The sequence below is a fragment of the Pseudomonas sp. DL genome (assembly GCF_047199225.1).
Lineage (GTDB): Bacteria > Pseudomonadota > Gammaproteobacteria > Pseudomonadales > Pseudomonadaceae > Pseudomonas > Pseudomonas aeruginosa.
In genome coordinates, this window is record NZ_CP178323.1 from 3,389,824 (window position 1) to 3,407,420 (window position 17,597).

Annotated in this window: 16 protein-coding genes; 12 read left to right on the forward strand and 4 right to left on the reverse strand. The window is 68.9% G+C overall.

Going from position 1 to position 17,597, the window contains the following annotated elements; genetic code table 11:
* The first annotated feature begins 3 nt into the window (after positions 1-3).
* The 6 genes from fahA (at position 4) to bdhA (ending at position 7,345) form a co-directional block, all read left to right on the forward strand.
* Positions 4-1,302, forward strand: coding sequence for a fumarylacetoacetase (gene fahA, locus ACI766_RS15690; protein WP_003100400.1), 1,299 nt, complete (start codon positions 4-6; stop codon positions 1,300-1,302).
* The gene (gene maiA, locus ACI766_RS15695) at positions 1,299-1,937 is read left to right on the forward strand and encodes a maleylacetoacetate isomerase (protein ID WP_003100402.1); all 639 of its coding nucleotides are present in this window, start codon (positions 1,299-1,301) and stop codon (positions 1,935-1,937) included. The genes fahA and maiA overlap by 4 nt, the downstream gene beginning before the upstream one ends.
* Positions 1,938-2,021: 84 nt before the next feature.
* Positions 2,022-3,374 (forward strand): MFS transporter, encoded by a 1,353-nt coding sequence (locus ACI766_RS15700; RefSeq protein ID WP_003121714.1) that lies wholly within the window; start codon positions 2,022-2,024, stop codon positions 3,372-3,374.
* 68 nt (positions 3,375-3,442) lie between these two features.
* Positions 3,443-4,888, forward strand: coding sequence for a sigma-54-dependent transcriptional regulator HbcR (gene hbcR / locus ACI766_RS15705; protein ID WP_019726134.1), 1,446 nt, complete (start codon positions 3,443-3,445; stop codon positions 4,886-4,888).
* 261 nt (positions 4,889-5,149) lie between these two features.
* Positions 5,150-6,541 (forward strand): GntP family permease, encoded by a 1,392-nt coding sequence (locus ACI766_RS15710; RefSeq protein WP_003088575.1) that lies wholly within the window; start codon positions 5,150-5,152, stop codon positions 6,539-6,541.
* Between the two features lie 33 nt (positions 6,542-6,574).
* On the forward strand, positions 6,575-7,345 hold the full coding sequence (gene bdhA / locus ACI766_RS15715; RefSeq protein WP_023085197.1) for a 3-hydroxybutyrate dehydrogenase: 771 nt from the start codon (positions 6,575-6,577) through the stop codon (positions 7,343-7,345).
* 200 nt (positions 7,346-7,545) lie between these two features.
* Here the strand turns inward: bdhA and ACI766_RS15720 are convergent, their stop codons facing one another.
* The 4 genes from ACI766_RS15720 to ACI766_RS15735 form a co-directional block, all read right to left on the reverse strand.
* Positions 7,546-8,970: a short-chain fatty acid transporter gene (locus ACI766_RS15720; protein WP_003088572.1), complete on the reverse strand. Its 1,425-nt coding sequence runs from the start codon at positions 8,968-8,970 to the stop codon at positions 7,546-7,548.
* A gap of 212 nt (positions 8,971-9,182) precedes the next feature.
* Positions 9,183-10,364 (reverse strand): acetyl-CoA C-acetyltransferase, encoded by a 1,182-nt coding sequence (locus ACI766_RS15725; RefSeq protein ID WP_003121716.1) that lies wholly within the window; start codon positions 10,362-10,364, stop codon positions 9,183-9,185.
* A 149-nt stretch (positions 10,365-10,513) separates the two neighbouring features.
* Entirely contained in the window at positions 10,514-11,170 is a 657-nt protein-coding gene (locus tag ACI766_RS15730) for a CoA transferase subunit B (protein ID WP_003088567.1), read from the reverse strand.
* 34 nt (positions 11,171-11,204) lie between these two features.
* A complete protein-coding gene (locus ACI766_RS15735) occupies positions 11,205-11,903 on the reverse strand; it encodes a CoA transferase subunit A (protein WP_003088566.1) in 699 nt (232 codons plus the stop codon).
* A gap of 131 nt (positions 11,904-12,034) precedes the next feature.
* Between ACI766_RS15735 and ACI766_RS15740 the strand changes: the two genes are divergently transcribed.
* From ACI766_RS15740 to ACI766_RS15765, 6 genes are all read left to right on the forward strand, one after another.
* Positions 12,035-12,955 (forward strand): LysR family transcriptional regulator, encoded by a 921-nt coding sequence (locus tag ACI766_RS15740; protein ID WP_003088564.1) that lies wholly within the window; start codon positions 12,035-12,037, stop codon positions 12,953-12,955.
* A 67-nt stretch (positions 12,956-13,022) separates the two neighbouring features.
* Positions 13,023-14,978, forward strand: a complete 1,956-nt coding sequence (locus ACI766_RS15745; protein ID WP_003117414.1) for an acetoacetate--CoA ligase — start codon at positions 13,023-13,025, stop codon at positions 14,976-14,978.
* Between the two features lie 57 nt (positions 14,979-15,035).
* Positions 15,036-15,314, forward strand: coding sequence for a peptidylprolyl isomerase (locus ACI766_RS15750; protein WP_003088559.1), 279 nt, complete (start codon positions 15,036-15,038; stop codon positions 15,312-15,314).
* Between the two features lie 18 nt (positions 15,315-15,332).
* Entirely contained in the window at positions 15,333-15,689 is a 357-nt protein-coding gene (locus tag ACI766_RS15755) for an MmcQ/YjbR family DNA-binding protein (RefSeq protein WP_003111913.1), read from the forward strand.
* Positions 15,686-16,249, forward strand: a complete 564-nt coding sequence (locus ACI766_RS15760; RefSeq protein WP_031673619.1) for a putative glycolipid-binding domain-containing protein — start codon at positions 15,686-15,688, stop codon at positions 16,247-16,249. The genes ACI766_RS15755 and ACI766_RS15760 overlap by 4 nt, the downstream gene beginning before the upstream one ends.
* Positions 16,250-16,373: 124 nt before the next feature.
* Entirely contained in the window at positions 16,374-17,582 is a 1,209-nt protein-coding gene (locus tag ACI766_RS15765; RefSeq protein ID WP_003113497.1) for an MFS transporter, read from the forward strand.
* Positions 17,583-17,597: the final 15 nt, after the last annotated feature.

The window sequence follows — 17,597 nt, forward strand, 5'->3', positions numbered from 1 at the left end:
CCCATGAACCAGCCAACCCCCACTCGTAGCTGGGTCGCCTCCGCCAATGGGCATGCCGACTTTCCCCTGCAGAACCTGCCGCTGGGCATCTTCAGCCGTGCCGGCCTGAGCCCGCGTTGCGGCGTGGCCATCGGCGACTCGATCCTCGACCTGGACGCGGCGCTGGCCGCCGGGCTGTTCGAGGGTGCCGCCGGCGAAGCCGCCGAAGCCACCCGCGGCGGCGCGCTGAACGCCTTCTTCGCCCTCGGCAAGCCGGCCCGCGTGGCGCTGCGCCAGCGCCTGCTGGAGCTGCTCGGCGAAGGCGCCGCGGAGCGCCCGGAACTGCTCCATCCGGCCGCCGAGTGCCAAATGCACCTACCGGCCAGGATCGGCGACTACACCGACTTCTACGTCGGCATCCGCCATGCCGAGAACGTCGGCAAGCTGTTCCGCCCGGACAACCCACTGCTGCCCAACTACAAGCACGTGCCCATCGGCTACCACGGCCGCGCCTCGACCGTGCGCGTCTCCGGCAGCGAAGTGCGCCGGCCCAACGGCCAGACCCTGCCGGCCGGCGCCAGCGAGCCGGTGTTCGGCCCCTGCGCGCGCCTGGACTACGAACTGGAGCTGGGCATCTGGATCGGCCAGGGCAACGCCCTCGGCGAAGCCATCCCGGTTTCCCGCGCCGCCGAGCACATCGCCGGCTTCTGCCTGCTCAACGACTGGTCGGCGCGCGACATCCAGGCCTGGGAATACCAACCGCTCGGCCCGTTCCTGTCGAAGAGCTTCATCACCAGCGTCTCGCCCTGGGTGGTCACCGCCGAAGCCCTGGAGCCGTTCCGCCGTGCCCAGCCAGCGCGCCCCGAAGGCGACCCGCGGCCGCTGCCGTATCTCTACGACGACAACGACCAGGCCCACGGCGCCTTCGACATCGAGCTGGAGGTCCTGCTGCTCACCGAGGGCCTGCGCGAGAAAGGCCTGCCGCCGCAGCGCCTGACCCTGAGCAACAGCCTGAGCATGTACTGGACGGTGGCGCAGATGGTCGCCCACCACAGCGTCAATGGCTGCCAGTTGCAGCCCGGCGACCTGTTCGGCTCCGGCACCCTGTCCGGCGCCGAGCCCGGCCAGTTCGGCTCGCTGCTGGAGATCACCGCTGGCGGCAAGCAGCCGGTGCAACTGGCCTCCGGCGAGACCCGGCGCTTCCTCGAGGACGGCGACGAGGTCATCCTCCGCGCCCGCTGCAAGCGCGAGGGACATGTCTCGATCGGTTTCGGCGAATGTCGCGGCAAGGTGCTCGCGGCCCTTCCGGGGGCGCGCGGATGAAGCTCTATACCTACTACCGTTCCACCTCCTCCTACCGGGTGCGCATCGCCCTGGCGCTGAAGGGGCTGGACTACCAGTCGCTGCCGGTCAACCTGGTCCGCGACGGCGGCGAACACCGCCAACCCGCCTACCTGGCGCTCAACCCGCAGGGCCGCGTACCGGCCCTGCAGGTCGACGAGGGCGAGCTGCTGATCCAGTCGCCGGCGATCATCGAGTACCTCGAGGAGCGCTACCCGCAACCCGCCCTGCTCTCCAGCGATCCGCTGCGCCGCGCCCGCGAGCGCGGAGTCGCGGCGCTGGTCGGCTGCGACATCCACCCGTTGCACAACGCCAGCGTGCTCAACCTGCTGCGTCAGTGGGGCCACGACGAAGAGCAGGTCCGGCAGTGGATCGGCCACTGGGTCGGCCAGGGTCTCGCCGCCGTCGAGCAACTGATCGGCGACCAGGGCTGGTGCTTCGGCGACCGGCCGGGCCTGGCCGACGTCTACCTGGTCCCGCAGCTCTACGCCGCCGAGCGCTTCGGCGTGGCGCTGGACGCCTGGCCACGGATCCGCCGGGTCGCCGACCTGGCCGCCGCCCATCCGGCGTTCCGCCAGGCCCATCCGGCCAACCAGCCGGACACCCCGGCCGCCTGAGGGACCGCAGAGTCCCGCTCCTGAAGATAAAGGGGGGCGTCCGCCGGACGCCCCATCACCAATAAGAACCTCAGGTACCTTGCGATGCACAACCAGATCGCCAGCTTTCGCGCGGCGCTCGACGCGCGCCCCGTGTCCCGCTACCAGTGGCTGTTGCTGCTGCTCCTCGCCCTGTTGCTGGTCACCGATGGCTACGATGCCCAGGTGCTCGGCTACGTGGTGCCGACCCTGGCCCAGGAATGGGGCCTGGACAAGGCCGCGTTCGGCCCGGTGTTCAGCGCCAACCTGTTCGGCCTGACCGTCGGTTCGCTGCTGGTGACGCCGCTGGCGGACCGCTTCGGCATCCGCCGGGTGCTGCTCTGCTGCGTGCTGATCTACGCCAGCCTGACCGTCCTGATGGTCTTCGCCGGTTCCCTGGAAAGCCTGATGCTGGCGCGCTTCGTCTGCGGCATCGGAATGGGCGGGGCGATGCCCAGTGCCATGGCGCTGATGGCCGAGTATTCGCCACCGCGCCTGCGTACCCTGATGGTCACCCTGGCGGCCTGCGGTTTCTCCTTCGGCGGCGCCGCCGGCGGTTTCGTCGCCGCCGCCTTCATGGACGGCTTCGGCTGGCAGGCGGTGTTCCTCGCCGGCGGCGTCACCCCGTTGCTGCTGTTCCCCTTCCTCCTCCTGTTCCTCCCGGAGTCGCTGCCGCGCCTGCTCCGCGACGCACCGCCCTATGCCCGCCTGCGCCAGCTCAGCAAGCGTATGGCGCCGGGCTGGCAGCCGCCGCCGGCCCAGGCCGACGCCGAGCCGGCGGCAAGCCTGACCGTGCTGGAGCTGTTCCGCCACGGTTACGCGCGGCCGACCCTGCTGCTCTGGGCGACCTTCTTCGTCAGCCTGATCCTGCTCTACTTCATGGTCAGCTGGCTGCCCTCGCTGCTCCAGGAAAGCGGCCTGACACGCAATGCGGCGAACCTGGCGACCTCGATGTTCCTCTTCGCCGGCACCCTCGGCGCGATGCTCCTTGCCTGGCTCGCCGACCGCCTGCGCAGCAAGGTCCGCCTGCTGGCGGCGATTCTCGCCGGCGCCGCGCTGTTCACCCTGCTCCTCGGCCTCAACCACGACCAGCCGCGCTGGCTGCTGGCGTTCGTCTTCGCCGCCGGCTTCTGCATCATCGGCGGGCAGTTGACCCTGAACGCCTTCGCCAGCAACTTCTACCCGGCCCAGGTACGCGCCACCGGCACCGGCTGGGCGCTGGGCGTGGGCCGCTTCGGTTCGATCCTCGGCCCACTGTTCGGCAGCCTGCTGCTGGGCATGCACATATCCGTGGAGAACATCTTCATGCTTGCGGCGATTCCCGCCGGGCTCGCCGCGCTACTGATCCTCCAGGTCCGCTCGCCCGCCGCCCAGGCGCAGCGGGAAAGCGCCGCCGCGCTGGCCGTCGAGGAATCCTGAGCCTTCACCGCGAGCGGCTTCCCGGCTACAGTGGCGGGCCGTTTCGCCGTCCGCCGCAGGAGCCGCCGATGAACGACGCCGACAGCCTCCAGGATTACCAACGCGTGCGCCAGCAGGCGATCCGTTCGCTGTTCGAGATCGTCGAAGGCTCCAGCGAAGGCACGGTGATCGTCGACCGCGAGGCCCGCATCGTCTGGATCAACCAGCGCTACGCCCAGCGTTTCGGCCTCGCCGACCCGGCGCAGGCCATCGGCCGGCCCTGCGAAAGCGTGATCCCCGGTAGCCTGCTGCGCGAAGTGGTAGGCAGCGGCAAGCCGATCCTGCTGGACATGATGGACAGCGCGAAGGACCCGCTGGTGGTGATGCGCCTGCCGATCCACGACGACGCCGGCGAAGTGATCGGCGCCATCGGCTTCGCCCTGCTCGACGAACTGCGTTCGCTGTCGCCGCTGGTGACCCGCTACCTGAGCATGCAGCGCGAACTGGCCTCGACCCGCTCGCAATTGCAGGCGCGCCAGGCCAAGTACAGCTTCAGCCACTTCGTCGGCACCAGTCCGGCCAGCCTGGAAGTCAAGCGCCGCGCCCGTCGTGGCGCGGCCAGCGAAGCGCCGGTGCTGTTGCTCGGCGAGACCGGCACCGGCAAGGAACTGCTCGCCCACGCCATCCACAGCGCTTCGCCGCGGGCGCACAAGGCCTTCGTCAGCGTGAACGCCGCGGCGATCCCGGAAAGCCTGCTGGAGGCCGAATTCTTCGGTACCGCCCCGGGGGCCTTCACCGGTGCCGAGCGCAAGGGCCGGCCAGGCAAGTTGCAGGTGGCCCAGGGCGGCACGTTGTTCCTCGACGAGATCGGCGACATGCCGCTGGCCTTGCAAGGCAAGCTGTTGCGCGTGCTACAGGAGAAAGAGTTCGAAGCGGTGGGTTCCAACGAAGTGATCCGCAGCGACATCCGCCTGGTCGCCGCCACTTCCATCGACCTGCAGCAGGCGATGCGCGAAGGCCGTTTCCGCGCTGACCTCTACTACCGGCTGAACGTCCTGCCGATCGAGATCCCGCCGTTGCGCCAGCGCCTGGACGACCTCCCGGCGCTCTGCGAGTCGATCCTCGACAGCCTCGACCACGGCCGTCTCCACGAACTCGGCGACGACGCCCTGGCGCTGCTCGCCCGGCATGCCTGGCCGGGCAATGTCCGCGAATTGCGCAACGTGCTGGAACGCGCGCTGCTGCTGGCCGACCAACCGTTGCTGGACGCCGCCGCCCTCGGCGCGGCGCTGGGGCCCCTGCAACCGCTGCCGGAGCTGCCTCGAGCGGCGGACGACAGGCCGGTCGGGGATTTCCAACAGGCCCGCGAAGCCTTCGAGCGCGACCTGATCGGACGGGCCCTGGCGCAGAGTGCCGGCAATGTGGTGGAAGCGGCGAAACGCCTGGGCCTGGGTCGCTCGACCCTGTACAAGAAGATCGTGGCGCTGGGCATGCGTCTCGATAGCGGGACTCGTCTCGAAATAGAGACGAACTGAGACCTGCATAGCCACGGAACTTTCGCTCGATTACGTCTCCATTTTGAGACAACGCTATTCCCCACGCTCCCCTTCGTCTCGCCGCAGCCCACGAAAACCGCGATTCTGGGGCCTGGCACGGTTATCGCAACGTGCCTTTCCGACGGCCCTGCCCCGTTCCAGGCCGTCACGCCGGTGCCCGCACCGTTCGACAACAAGAAACAGGCCCGGAGCGCCTTCCCCATGCGAAGCGCGCCCCGCAGCGCCGTGGAGATATGCCCGATGAGCGTGATCATCGCCCTTGCCGCCCTGGGCCTGCTGATGCTGGCCGCCTACCGGGGCTACAGCGTCATCCTGTTCGCCCCCCTCGCCGCCCTCGGCGCCGTCCTGCTCACCGATCCCAGCGCGGTCGCGCCGACCTTCACCGGGGTGTTCATGGAGAAGATGGTCGGTTTCATCAAGCTTTACTTCCCGGTATTCCTGCTTGGCGCGGTGTTCGGCAAGCTGATCGAGCTGGCCGGCTTCTCCCGTTCCATCGTCGCGGCGGCGATCCGCCTGCTCGGCACCCGCCAGGCGATGCTGGTGATCGTACTGGTCTGCGCGCTGCTCACCTACGGCGGCGTCTCGCTGTTCGTGGTGGTGTTCGCGGTCTACCCGTTCGCCGCGGAGATGTTCCGCCAGAGCGACATCCCCAAGCGGTTGATTCCGGCGACCATCGCCCTCGGCGCGTTTTCCTTCACCATGGACGCGCTGCCCGGCACCCCGCAGATCCAGAACATCATCCCCTCGACCTTCTTCGGCACCCACGCCTGGGCCGCGCCCTGGCTCGGCACCCTCGGCGCGCTGTTCGTCTTCGCCGTGGGCATGCTCTACCTGCGACGCCAGGCGAACAAGGCGCGGCGCAACGGCGAAGGCTACGGCAGCGACCTGCGCAACGAGCCGGAGACCGCCGATGACCTGCGCCTGCCGAATCCCTGGCTGGCGCTCTCGCCGCTGGTGCTGGTCGGGGTCGCCAACCTGCTGTTCACCCACTGGATCCCGCAATGGTACGGCCAGGTCCATACCCTGCAACTGGCCGGCATGGCCACGCCGTTGCAAACCGAGGTCGGCAAGCTCACCGCGATCTGGGCAGTGCAGGCGGCCCTGCTGCTGGGCATCCTGCTGGTGCTGGCGAGCGGCTTCGCGGCGATCCGCAGCCGCCTCGCCGAAGGCACCCGCAGCGCGGTGGCCGGCTCGCTGCTGGCGGCGATGAACACCGCCTCGGAATACGGCTTCGGTGCGGTGATCGCCTCGCTGCCGGGCTTCCTGGTGCTGGCCGACGCGCTCAAGAGCATTCCCAATCCGCTGGTCAACGAAGCGATCACCGTCACCCTGCTGGCCGGCATCACCGGTTCCGCGTCGGGCGGCATGAGCATCGCCCTGGCGGCGATGTCCGATACCTTCATCGCCGCCGCCAACGCCGCGCAGATCCCCCTGGAAGTCCTCCACCGGGTCGCCGCCATGGCCAGCGGCGGGATGGATACCCTGCCGCACAACGGCGCGGTGATCACCCTCCTGGCGGTCACCGGCCTGACCCATCGGGAGGCGTACAAGGACATTTTCGGTATTACCCTGATCAAGACCCTGGCGGTGTTCTTCGTCATCGGGCTGTTCTACGCCACCGGCCTGGTCTGATCCGCCCTTTTTTCATCCAGCGGGAGAAACAGCATGACCCTGAAAGGCAAGACCGCCCTGGTCACCGGTTCCACCAGCGGCATCGGCCTGGGCATCGCCCTGAGCCTGGCCGAGGCCGGCGCCGACCTGCTCCTCAACGGCTTCGGCGAGGTCGACGCGGCACTGGCGCAGGTCCGCGCCCGCGGCGTGCGCGCAGAGCACCACCCGGCCGACCTCTCCAGCCCGGAGCAGATCGGCGAACTGATGGCCTTCGCCGAGCGGACCTTCGGCGGCGCCGACATCCTCGTCAACAACGCCGGCATCCAGTACGTGGCGCCGGTGCAGGAATTCCCCACGGAACGCTGGGACGCGATCATCGCGATCAACCTGTCCTCGGTGTTCCATACCACCCGCCTGGCCCTGCCGGGGATGCTCGCGCGCGGCTGGGGGCGGATCGTCAACATCGCCTCGACCCACGGCCTGGTCGCCTCGGCCGGGAAGAGCGCCTACGTCGCCGCCAAGCATGGCGTGCTCGGCCTGACCAAGAGTGTGGCGCTGGAAACGGCGCGCACGCCGGTGACCTGCAACGCCATCTGCCCCGGCTGGGTGCTGACCCCGCTGGTGCAGAAGCAGATCGACGCGCGCATCGCCGAGGGCGTCTCGCCCGAACAGGCGGAACACGACCTGCTGGCGGAAAAGCAACCCTCGCTGGCCTTCGTCACCCCCGAGCAACTCGGCGGACTGACGCTGTTCCTTTGCAGCGAAGCCGCCGACCAGGTGCGCGGCGCGGCCTGGAACATGGATGGCGGCTGGGTGGCGCAGTAGCCGGGGCGGCCAGCCTCTCCCCAGACCCTCTCCCTGAAGGGAGAGGGAACCATCCGGAGTTCGCCCGCCCCATTGCGTAGGGCGGATAACGCCACAGGCGTTATCCGCCGATACCTCGTTTCCCGGCGCGGCTACCCTCTCCCCAACCTTCTCCCTTCAGGGAGAGGAAGTTATCGGGGCCAGGTCGGTCCGCCGATGCGCTACGGCATCACCGGCGGGATGTACGCCAGGGTGCTGCCCAGGGCCCAGAGCAGCACCAGCACCAGCGGGATGTGCACCAGCAACTGGACGAACGAGAAGCCGATCAGGTCGCGCGCCTTCAGCCCCAGCACGCCGAGCAACGGCAGCATGTAGAACGGGTTGATCAGGTTCGGCAGCGCCTCGGCGGCGTTGTAGATCTGCACCGCCCAGCCGAGGTGGTATTGCAGCTCGTTTGCCACCTGCATCACGTACGGCGCCTCGATGATCCACTTGCCGCCGCCGGAGGGAATGAAGAAGCCCAGCACCGCCGAGTACACGCCCATCAGCAGCGCGTAGGTGTCGTGGGAGGCGATCTGTACGAAGAAGGTCGAGATATGGTGGGCCAGGGTCTCGCCGTCGCTGCCGTTGACCGTGGTCATGATCGCCGCGATCGAGCCGTACAGCGGGAACTGGATCAGCACCCCGGTGGTGGTCGGCACCGCGCGCGCCACCGCGTCGAGGAAGCTGCGCGGGCGCCAGTGCAGCAACGCGCCGAGCATCAGGAACAGCAGGTTATAGGTGTTCAACCCGGAGATCGCCAGGATCGCCGGCTTGGTCGAGAACTCGTGGACCAGCCAGCCGCCGGCCAGCAGTACCAGCAGGATGATCAGCAACGGGCTGTGCTCCAGCCACTCGCCGGGCCGGGTCGGCGCCAGCCTGGCCGGAGCGGTGAAGCTCACGTCGACCCCGCAATCCTTGGCGTCGCGGGCGCTGGCGGCGCTCGGCGCGGTCATGTAGGCGATCACCAGCGAGACCAGGATCAGCGCCAGCAGCATGACCCCGGACTGCCAGAGGAAGATGGTCTCGGTGAAGGGGATCACCCCGGTGATCGCCAGGATCGACGGTGGCAGGCTGGCCGGGTTGGCCTGCAACTGCGCGGCCGACGACGACAGGCCCAGCGCCCAAACCGCGCCCAGCCCGAGGTAGGCCGCGGCGCCGGCGGCGCGGTAGTCCATGCGCAGGTCGCTGCGGCGCGCCAGGGCGCGTACCAGCAGGCCGCCGAAGACCAGGCTGAGGCCCCAGTTGAGCAGCGAGGCGAGCATCGACACCAGCGCCACCCAGCAGACCGCCGAGCGGCCATTCTTCGGCACCCGCGCGAGCAGGTCGATGAGACGCGAGGCGGGGCCTGAACTGGCCACCACATAGCCGCCGATGACCACGAAGGCCATCTGCATGGTGAACGGGATCAGGCTCCAGAAACCGTCGCCGAAGGCTTTCGCCGTGGCGGTCGGTCCGGCGCCCATGGCCAGCGCGGCCAGGCTGACGATGAGGATGGCCAGGGCGGCGAACACCCAGGAGTCGGGAAACCAGCGCTCGGCCCAGTTCGAGCAACGCATGGCGAAGCGCGCGGAGCGGCTTTCTTGGATGGGAAGGATAGCGGTCATCGCGGATTCTCTCGGTTTTATTGTTATTCGGGGACTACGGGGCCGCCTGTGTGTGCTACGGCTCCCTGGGCACCCGGCCGTCCCGAGGGGCGGAACGGTACGGGGCCGGTCGGACGGTCAAGGCCGTCCGCCGCTCGTTCCCTGGACACGAGCGCGCCATGCCCCCGCGAAAGGACATGGCGCGATCACGCCGCGAGCGGCAGGTCGATGGATCAGTCGCGGGCCAGGGTCAGGGCGACGCCCTGCCCGCCGCCGATGCACAGGGTGGCGAGGCCCTTCTTCGCGTCGCGACGGATCATCTCGTGCAGCAGGGTCACCAGCACCCGGCAGCCGGACGCGCCGATCGGGTGGCCAAGGGCGATGGCGCCGCCGTTGACGTTGACCCTGGCGGCATCCCAGCCCAGTTCCCGACCCACCGCCAGGGACTGCGCGGCGAAGGCCTCGTTGGCCTCGATCAGGTCCAGTTGCTCCAGGCTCCAGCCGGCCTTGTCGAGCGCGCGACGGGTGGCGGAGACCGGGCCGATGCCCATGATCGCCGGGTCGACCCCGGCGCTGGCGTAGCTGGCGATCCGCGCCAGCACCGGCAGGCCCAGGGCCTTGGCCTTGGCTGCGCTCATCAGCAATACCGCGGCGGCGCCGTCGTTGAGGCTGGAGGCGTTGCCGGCGGTGACGCTGCCGTCCTTCCTGAAGGCCGGCTTGAGCTTGGCCAGGGCCTCGACGGTGGTGCCGGCGCGCGGCTGCTCGTCGGTATCGAAGCTCAGCGGCTCGCCCTTGCGCTGCGGGACCTGGATCGGCGTGATCTCGTCGCGGAAGCGCCCGCCCTCGATGGCGGCGATGGCCTTCTGCTGCGAAGCGGCGGCGAAGGCGTCCTGCTCCTCGCGGGTCAGGCCGTACTTCTCCGCCAGGTTCTCGGCGGTGATGCCCATGTGGTAGTCGTTGAAGGCGTCCCACAGGCCGTCCTCGATCATGCTGTCGACCAGCTTCGCATGGCCCATGCGCAGGCCGGTGCGGGCGCCGGGCATGACGTAGGGCGCCAGGCTCATGTTCTCCTGGCCGCCGGCGACGATCACCTCGGCGTCGCCGCAGCGGATCGCCTGGGCGCCCAGGTGCAGGGCCTTGAGGCCGGAGCCGCAGACCTTGTTCAGGGTCATGGCCGGCACGCCGACCGGCAGGCCGGCCTTGATCGCCGCCTGGCGCGCCGGGTTCTGCCCGGACCCGGCGGTGAGCACCTGGCCGAGGATCACTTCGTCGACCTGGCCGGCATCGAGACCGGTCTGTTCGAGCAGGCGGCGGATTACCGCGGCGCCCAGCTCGGGGGCGGGAATGCCGGCCAGCGAGCCCTGGAAGCTGCCGACGGCGGTACGGGTAGCGGCGACGATGACGACGTCTTGCATGGATGGTTCTCCTGGATTCGCCCGTGGCCGGGCCGAATCGCTGCGGGTGGACGTAGACGGTGCGACAGCCTCCTATCCTACGCCCTCTGGAAAGGACGGTCCGCGCGGCCGGCGCCTTGCGTGGAGGCGCCGGCCGCGCGGGCCGCGATTCAGAAACTCATTTCCGGCACGTGCTCGGGGACGATCAGCTTGCCGGCGGTCTTCGCCACGATCTCCTCGACGCTGACCCCGGGGGCGCGCTCGCGGAGGATGAAGGCGCCGTCCTCGATCTCCAGGTAGGCCAGGTCGGTGAGCACCTTGCGAATGCAGCCGCAACCGGTCAGCGGCAGGGTGCAGTACGGCAGCAGCTTGGACTCGCCGTCCTTGGAGGCGTGGGTCATGGTGACGATGATGTTCTCGGCGCCGGCCACCAGGTCCATGGCGCCGCCCATGCCCTTGACCAGCTTGCCGGGGATCATCCAGGAGGCGATGTTGCCGCGCACGTCCACCTCGAAGGCACCGAGCACGGTGAGGTCGACGTGGCCGCCACGGATCATGGCGAAGGACTGCGCCGAGTCGAAGATCGACGCGCCGACGCGGGCGGTCACGGTCTGCTTGCCGGCGTTGATCATGTCGGCGTCGACTTCCGCCTCGCTGGGGAACGCGCCCATGCCGAGCAGGCCGTTCTCCGACTGGAGCATGACGTCGATGCCTTCCGGCACGTAGTTGGCCACCAGGGTCGGGATGCCGATGCCGAGGTTGACGTAGTAGCCGTCCTTCAATTCGCGCGCCACGCGCTGCGCCATCTGTTCGCGGGTAAGTGCCATCTGGGGAAACCTCTTGTCGTTGTAGCGGCCGCCGTCAGGCGCGCAGCGTGCGTTTCTCGATGCGTTTCTCGAAGCGACCCTGGATGATCCGGTCGACGTAGATGCCGGGGGTGTGGATCTGCGTCGGGTCCAGTTCGCCGGGCTCGACGATCTCCTCCACCTCGACCACCGTGATGCGCCCGGCGGTGGCGACCAGCGGGTTGAAGTTCTGCGCGGTGTGGCGATAGACGACGTTGCCGAAATGGTCGGCCTTCCAGCCCTTGACGATGGCGAAGTCGCCGGTGATGGCCGGTTCGAGGATGTAGTGGCGGCCATTGAACTCGCGCGCCTCCTTGCCCTCGGCGACCGGGGTGCCGTAGCCGGTGGCGGTGAAGAAGGCCGGGATGCCGGCGCCGCCGGCGCGGATCTTCTCTGCCAGCGAGCCTTGCGGGGTCAGTTCGACTTCCAGCTCGCCACTGAGCAGTTGTTGCTCGAACAGGGCGTTCTCGCCGACGTAGGAGGCGATCATCTTGCGGATCTGCCGGTCTTCCAGCAGCACGCCGAGGCCGAAACCGTCGACGCCGCAGTTGTTCGAGACCACCGTGAGGTCCCTGACCCCGCGCCGGCGGATTTCCGCGATCAGGTTCTCGGGAATCCCGCAGAGGCCGAAGCCCCCGGCGAGGACGGTCATGCCGTCGGTCAGGCCTTCGAGGGCCTCTTCGTAACTGCCTACTCGCTTGTCGAGTCCGCTCATGCTGCTGTGCCTCTTCCGGCTCTTGTGATTGTGCGTGCGGCAGTCTGACTGCCGGGTCGCACAGAGCTTCTCCGCTGCGGACTGATTTGTTAAGTTTGTTTTTCCAATCCATTGATGAGAAAAACAAATAAATGACCGTCAAGCAGTTGCGCGCCTTCCTCGCCGTGGCGCAGAGCCTCAGCTTCGCCCAGGCCGGCGAACGCCTGCACCTCTCCCAGCCGGCCCTGAGCCTGGCGATCAAGAGCCTGGAGGAAAGCCTCGGCGGTCCGCTGCTGGAACGTACCACCCGCAGCGTCAGCCTCACCCCCGAGGGCGAGACCCTGCTGCCGCTGGCGCTGCGCCTGCTGGCCGACTGGGACAATACCGAGGAATTGCTGCGCCAGCACTTCACCCTGCAACTGGGCAAGGTCTCCATCGCCGCCATGCCCTCCTTCGCCGGCAACCTGCTGCCGCTGGTCTTGAAGACCTTTCGCGAACGCCACCCGCGGGTCAACGTGGCGGTGCACGACGTGATCAACGAGCAGGTGCTGGAGATGGTCCGCAACCGACGCGTCGAGCTGGGCATCGCCTTCGAGCCGGAGTCCCTGGAAAACCTCGAGTTCACCCCGTTCTACAGCGACCGCTTCGTCGCCGTGGTGCCGACCGGCTCGCCGCTGTCCGGGCAGGAGCGGATCAGTTGGCGCGAACTGCTCGGCGAGCCCTTCATCACCCTGCAACGCCCCTCGGCGGTGCGCCTGCTCCTGGAAGAAAGCGTGGCCGCCGAGCACGGTCGCTTGCCGGTGGCGTTCGAGAGCCACCAACTGGTCACGGTCGGGCGGATGGTCGCCCAGGGACTCGGTGTCAGCGCCGTGCCGACCCTGTGCATCCAGCAGATGCAGGAACTCGGCGCGCGCTGCCTGCCGCTCTACGCGCCGCAGGTGCAGCGACGGGTCGGCCTGCTGCGGCTGAGCGAGCACAAGCTGTCCACCGCCGCCCAGGCCCTCAGCGACGTGCTGCTGCATGGCACCGACTGGCGCTCGCTGGCGCTGCCGCAGGACCAGTCCACGGAGTGAGGCAGGCAGCGGCGGGTCCGGTTATGCTTCCTGCATGTCCCGGAACAACAACAAGGACGGACACGCCATGCCCGCACCGCTCTGGAGCCCTTCCGCCGAACGCATCGCCGCCAGTCGCATGGAGGCCTTCCGACGCTTCGTCAACCAGCGGCACGCCCTCGGCCTGGTCGACTACCCGGCGCTGCATGCCTGGAGCGTGCAGCGGCGCGAGGCGTTCTGGCAGGCCATCGTCGACTTCTTCGAGGTGCGCTTCCAGCAACCGCCGCGTGCGGTCCTCGAGGAAGGCGCGCAGATGCCCTCGGCGCGCTGGTTCCCCGGCGCCACGCTGAATTTCGCCGAACACCTGCTGCGCCGCCGCGATGATGCCCCGGCGCTGATCGCGGTGAGCGAAGACGGTCGCCGCGAGGTGCTCAGCCACGCCGAACTGGCCCGTCACGTGGCGGGCCTGCAGAAGCGCCTCGCCGCCCTGGGCATAGGCCCCGGCGACCGGGTCGCCGCGCTGATGCCGAACACCTGGCAGACCGTGGTCGGCATGCTCGCCACCGCCAGCCTCGGCGCGACCTGGTCGAGCTGCTCGCCGGACTTCGGTACCCAGGGCGTAATCGACCGCTTCGGCCAGATCGAACCGCGCGTGCTGATCGCCTGCGCCGGCTACCGCTACGCCGGCAAGTCGCTGGACCTGACCGCCAAGCTCAACGAGGTGCTCGCCGGCCTGCCCGGCCTGGAGCAACTGCTGGTGGTGCCCTACGACCGTCCGCAGGCGCAGCCGCAGGACTACCGCTGCCAGGCGCAGGTCGCGCTGTGGGACGGGTTCTACCAGGCCGAGGGCGAGCCGGTCTTCACCCCGGTGCCCTTCGAGCAGCCGCTGTACATCCTCTATTCGTCGGGCACCACCGGAGTCCCCAAATGCATCGTCCATGCCACCGGCGGCGTGCTCCTGCAACATCTCAAGGAGCACGGCCTGCACACCGACCTGGGCGACGGCGACCGGCTGTTCTACTACACCACCTGCGGCTGGATGATGTGGAACTGGCTGGCCTCCGGTCTGGCGGTGGGCGCCAGCCTGGTGCTCTACGACGGCTCGCCGTTCCACCCCGGCCCCGAGCGCCTGCTGGACCTCATCGACGCCGAGGACATCGCCGTGTTCGGCGCCAGCGCCAAGTACCTGGCGGCGCTCGAGAAGGCCGGCATGCGCCCGCGCCACAGCCACCGCCTGGACAGCCTGAGGACACTGCTCTCCACCGGTTCGCCGCTGGCCCACGAAAGCTTCGACTACGTCTACCGCGAGCTGAAGAGCGACCTCTGCCTGTCGTCGATCTCCGGCGGCACCGACATCGTTTCCTGCTTCGCCATCGGCAACCCGGTGCTGCCGGTGTGGCGCGGCGAACTGCAATGCAAGGCGCTGGGCATGGCCGTGGAAATCTGGGACGACGACGGCCGCCGCCTCGCCAGCGGCAAGGGCGAGCTGGTCTGCACCCGGCATTTCCCGTCGATCCCGCTGGGCTTCTGGAACGACCCGGATGGCACCAGGTTCCACGACGCCTACTTCGCCAGCTTTCCCGGCGTCTGGGCCCATGGCGACTACGCCGAGGAAACCGCCCACGGCGGGCTGGTCATCCACGGCCGCTCCGACGCGGTGCTCAATCCCGGCGGCGTGCGCATCGGCACCGCGGAAATCTACCGCCAGGTGGAAAAGGTCGAGGAAGTCCTCGAGTCCATCGCCATCGGCCAGGACTGGCAGGGCGATGTGCGTGTGCTGCTGTTCGTCCGCCTGCGCGACGGCGTGCGACTCGACGAGCCGCTGCGCGAACGCATCCGCCAGACCATCCGCGCCAACGCCACGCCGCGCCACGTACCGGCGAAGATCATCCAGGTCGCCGATATCCCGCGCACCCTGAGCGGCAAGATCGTCGAGCTTGCGGTGCGCAACGTGATCCACGGCCGCCCGGTGAAGAACACCGACGCCCTGGCCAACCCGCAGGCGCTGGAGCTTTATCGCGACCTCGCCGAACTGCGCGACTGAAGCCGCGGCGAGCCTGGGCTAGAATGCGCGTTCCGTCCTACCGCAAAAGGTAATTCCATGCCCGTCGCCATGGCCCGCCACATCCTGGTCAAGACCGAAGCCGAGGCCGCGCAACTGAAGCAGCGCCTGGCCAAGGGCGAGGACTTCGCCACGCTGGCGAAGAAGCATTCGACCTGCCCGTCCGGCAAGCGCGGCGGCGACCTCGGCGAGGTGCGCCCGGGGCAGATGGTCAGGTCCATCGACAATGCCATCTTCAGGAAACCCGTTGGCGTGCTCCAGGGTCCGCTGAAGAGCCAGTTCGGCTACCATCTCCTGGAAGTGTATTTCCGCGACTGAACCGCCACCGGAGCGTCCATGACCGCCGACCAGATCGCCGCCTTCTGCCTGCAACTGCCCGGCGCCCGGGAAGACCTCAAGTGGGGTTCGAACCGGGTGTTCTCGGTGGCCGGCAACAAGATGTTCGCCATCCTCGACTTCGTCGACAAGGACGGCGGCCTGGCCTTCAAGGTCGGCAGCGAGCTGTTCCTCGGCTATGTCGACCGCCCCGGCATCCGTCCGGCGCCCTACCTGGCGCGCGCGCACTGGATCGTCATGGCCCGCCCCTACCCGATGAAGGCGGCGGAGTTGCGCGAGGCCCTGGTCCGTTCCCATCAACTGGTGGTGGCGCGCCTGCCCAAGCGCCAGCGCCTCGGCCTGGTACTCGACGCATGAGTCGCGACCGTCTGTACACCTGGGCCGGCCTGTGGCGCTCGCCGTCGTCCAGCTGGGAGGCCCTGCGCCTGGAGGACGACCAGGCGGAAAGCCAGTTGCGCGCGCCGGACGAACGCAGCGGCCTGCCCTACCAATTGGACTACCGGCTGCGCTGGGACGCCGACTGGCATCTGCGTGAGGCGGTGTTCCACGTCGAAAGCGAAACCGGGGTGCGCAAGCTGCACCTGCTCGCCGATGGCCGCGGCCACTGGCAGGACGGCGACGGCGAAGCGCTACCGGCATTCGACGGTTGCCTGGACATCGATATTTGGCCAAGCCCCTTCACCAACACCTTCCCGATCCGCCGCCTGGGCCTGGCCGATGGCCATCGCGCGGAAATCCGCGCGCTCTACATCGAGGCCCCGGCCCTGGAGCCGCGTAGCATGCGCCAGGCATACACCCGCCTGGACGCCAGCCACTACCTCTACGAGAACCTCGAAGGCAGCGCGTTCAAAGCGGTACTGCTGGTGGACGAACAGGGCCTGGTGATCGATTACCCGGGTCTCTTCCAGCGTCTCTGAACGCGCTAGCGCCGGGCACCGCGCGTCGCCGATAGCCCGGCGAATCCGTTAGCCTGCTTTCATTCGTCATCTGCAACGGTCATCATGGCGGACCGCGACAACCCACTGCGACCGCGTTTCCCACATGTCCGTCGATATCCGCCCCACCCCGCCGGCGCAGGACAGCGCCCGGCAGAACGTCACCCTGCAGATCGTCTCGGTGGTGATGTTCACCTTCATCGGCTACCTGACCATCGGCATCCCGCTGGCGGTGCTGCCCGGCTACGTGCACGACGACCTCGGCTACGGCTCGGTGCTGGCCGGCCTGGTGATCAGCCTGCAGTACCTCGCCACCCTGCTCGCCCGGCCCTACGCCGGGCGCGTCATCGACGGCCTCGGGCCGAAGCGCGCAGTGCTCTACGGCATGGCCGGCAGCGCCGCGAGCGGGCTGTTCATGCTGCTCTCGGTGGCGATCCAGGGCTGGCCGGCGCTGAGCCTGGCCAGCCTGCTGGTCGGCCGCCTGGTACTCGGCGCGGCGGAAAGCCTGGTCGGCTCGGCGGCGATCGGCTGGGGCATCGGCCGGGTCGGCGCGCCGCACACCGCCAAGGTGATTTCCTGGAACGGCATCGCCAGCTATGGCGCCATCGCCCTCGGGGCGCCGCTAGGGGTGCTGCTGGTGCAGTGGCTGGGGCTGTGGAGCATGGGCGCGTCCATCGTCCTGCTCGGGGCGCTCGGCTTCGCCCTGGCCTGGCCGAAGTTGCCGGCGCCGCTGGTGCACGGCGAGCGACTGCCGTTCCACCATGTGCTCGGCCGGGTCACCCCGCACGGTATGGGCCTGGCGCTGGGGGCGATCGGCTTCGGCACCATCGCCACCTTCATCACCCTTTACTACGCCAGCCGTGGCTGGGCCAACGCAGTGCTCTGCCTGAGTGCCTTCGGCGGTTGCTTCATCGGCGCCCGGCTGTTGTTCGCCAATAGCATCAACCGGCTCGGCGGCTTCCGCGTGGCGATCATCTGCCTCGGCGTCGAAAGCCTCGGCCTGCTGTTGCTGTGGAGCGCGCCGAATCCCTGGGTCGGCCTGGCCGGCGCGGCCCTCACCGGCTTCGGCTTCTCCCTGGTGTTCCCGGCGTTCGGCGTGGAAGCGGTGAACCTGGTACCGGCTTCCAACCGTGGCGCAGCGCTGGGCGCCTACTCGCTGTTCGTCGACCTGTCGCTGGGCATCACCGGGCCGCTGGTGGGCTTCGTCGCCAACCTGTTCGGCTTCCGCTCGATGTTCCTCTTCGCCTGCCTGGCCTCGCTCGGCGGGCTGGCCCTGGCCGTCGCACTGCACCGGCGCAGCCGCCGGCCCGGCTAGGGCGTGCACCGTCCC

Bases quoted from the DNA above. Each gene is read 5' to 3' on its own strand.
- fahA (WP_003100400.1), top strand. From the start codon at position 4: ATGAACCAGCCAACCCCCACTCGTAGCTGGGTCGCCTCCGCCAATGGG.
- maiA (WP_003100402.1), top strand. From the start codon at position 1,299: ATGAAGCTCTATACCTACTACCGTTCCACCTCCTCCTACCGGGTGCGC.
- ACI766_RS15700 (WP_003121714.1), top strand. From the start codon at position 2,022: ATGCACAACCAGATCGCCAGCTTTCGCGCGGCGCTCGACGCGCGCCCC.
- hbcR (WP_019726134.1), top strand. From the start codon at position 3,443: ATGAACGACGCCGACAGCCTCCAGGATTACCAACGCGTGCGCCAGCAG.
- ACI766_RS15710 (WP_003088575.1), top strand. From the start codon at position 5,150: ATGAGCGTGATCATCGCCCTTGCCGCCCTGGGCCTGCTGATGCTGGCC.
- bdhA (WP_023085197.1), top strand. From the start codon at position 6,575: ATGACCCTGAAAGGCAAGACCGCCCTGGTCACCGGTTCCACCAGCGGC.
- ACI766_RS15720 (WP_003088572.1), bottom strand. From the start codon at position 8,970: ATGACCGCTATCCTTCCCATCCAAGAAAGCCGCTCCGCGCGCTTCGCC.
- ACI766_RS15725 (WP_003121716.1), bottom strand. From the start codon at position 10,364: ATGCAAGACGTCGTCATCGTCGCCGCTACCCGTACCGCCGTCGGCAGC.
- ACI766_RS15730 (WP_003088567.1), bottom strand. From the start codon at position 11,170: ATGGCACTTACCCGCGAACAGATGGCGCAGCGCGTGGCGCGCGAATTG.
- ACI766_RS15735 (WP_003088566.1), bottom strand. From the start codon at position 11,903: ATGAGCGGACTCGACAAGCGAGTAGGCAGTTACGAAGAGGCCCTCGAA.
- ACI766_RS15740 (WP_003088564.1), top strand. From the start codon at position 12,035: ATGACCGTCAAGCAGTTGCGCGCCTTCCTCGCCGTGGCGCAGAGCCTC.
- ACI766_RS15745 (WP_003117414.1), top strand. From the start codon at position 13,023: ATGCCCGCACCGCTCTGGAGCCCTTCCGCCGAACGCATCGCCGCCAGT.
- ACI766_RS15750 (WP_003088559.1), top strand. From the start codon at position 15,036: ATGCCCGTCGCCATGGCCCGCCACATCCTGGTCAAGACCGAAGCCGAG.
- ACI766_RS15755 (WP_003111913.1), top strand. From the start codon at position 15,333: ATGACCGCCGACCAGATCGCCGCCTTCTGCCTGCAACTGCCCGGCGCC.
- ACI766_RS15760 (WP_031673619.1), top strand. From the start codon at position 15,686: ATGAGTCGCGACCGTCTGTACACCTGGGCCGGCCTGTGGCGCTCGCCG.
- ACI766_RS15765 (WP_003113497.1), top strand. From the start codon at position 16,374: ATGTCCGTCGATATCCGCCCCACCCCGCCGGCGCAGGACAGCGCCCGG.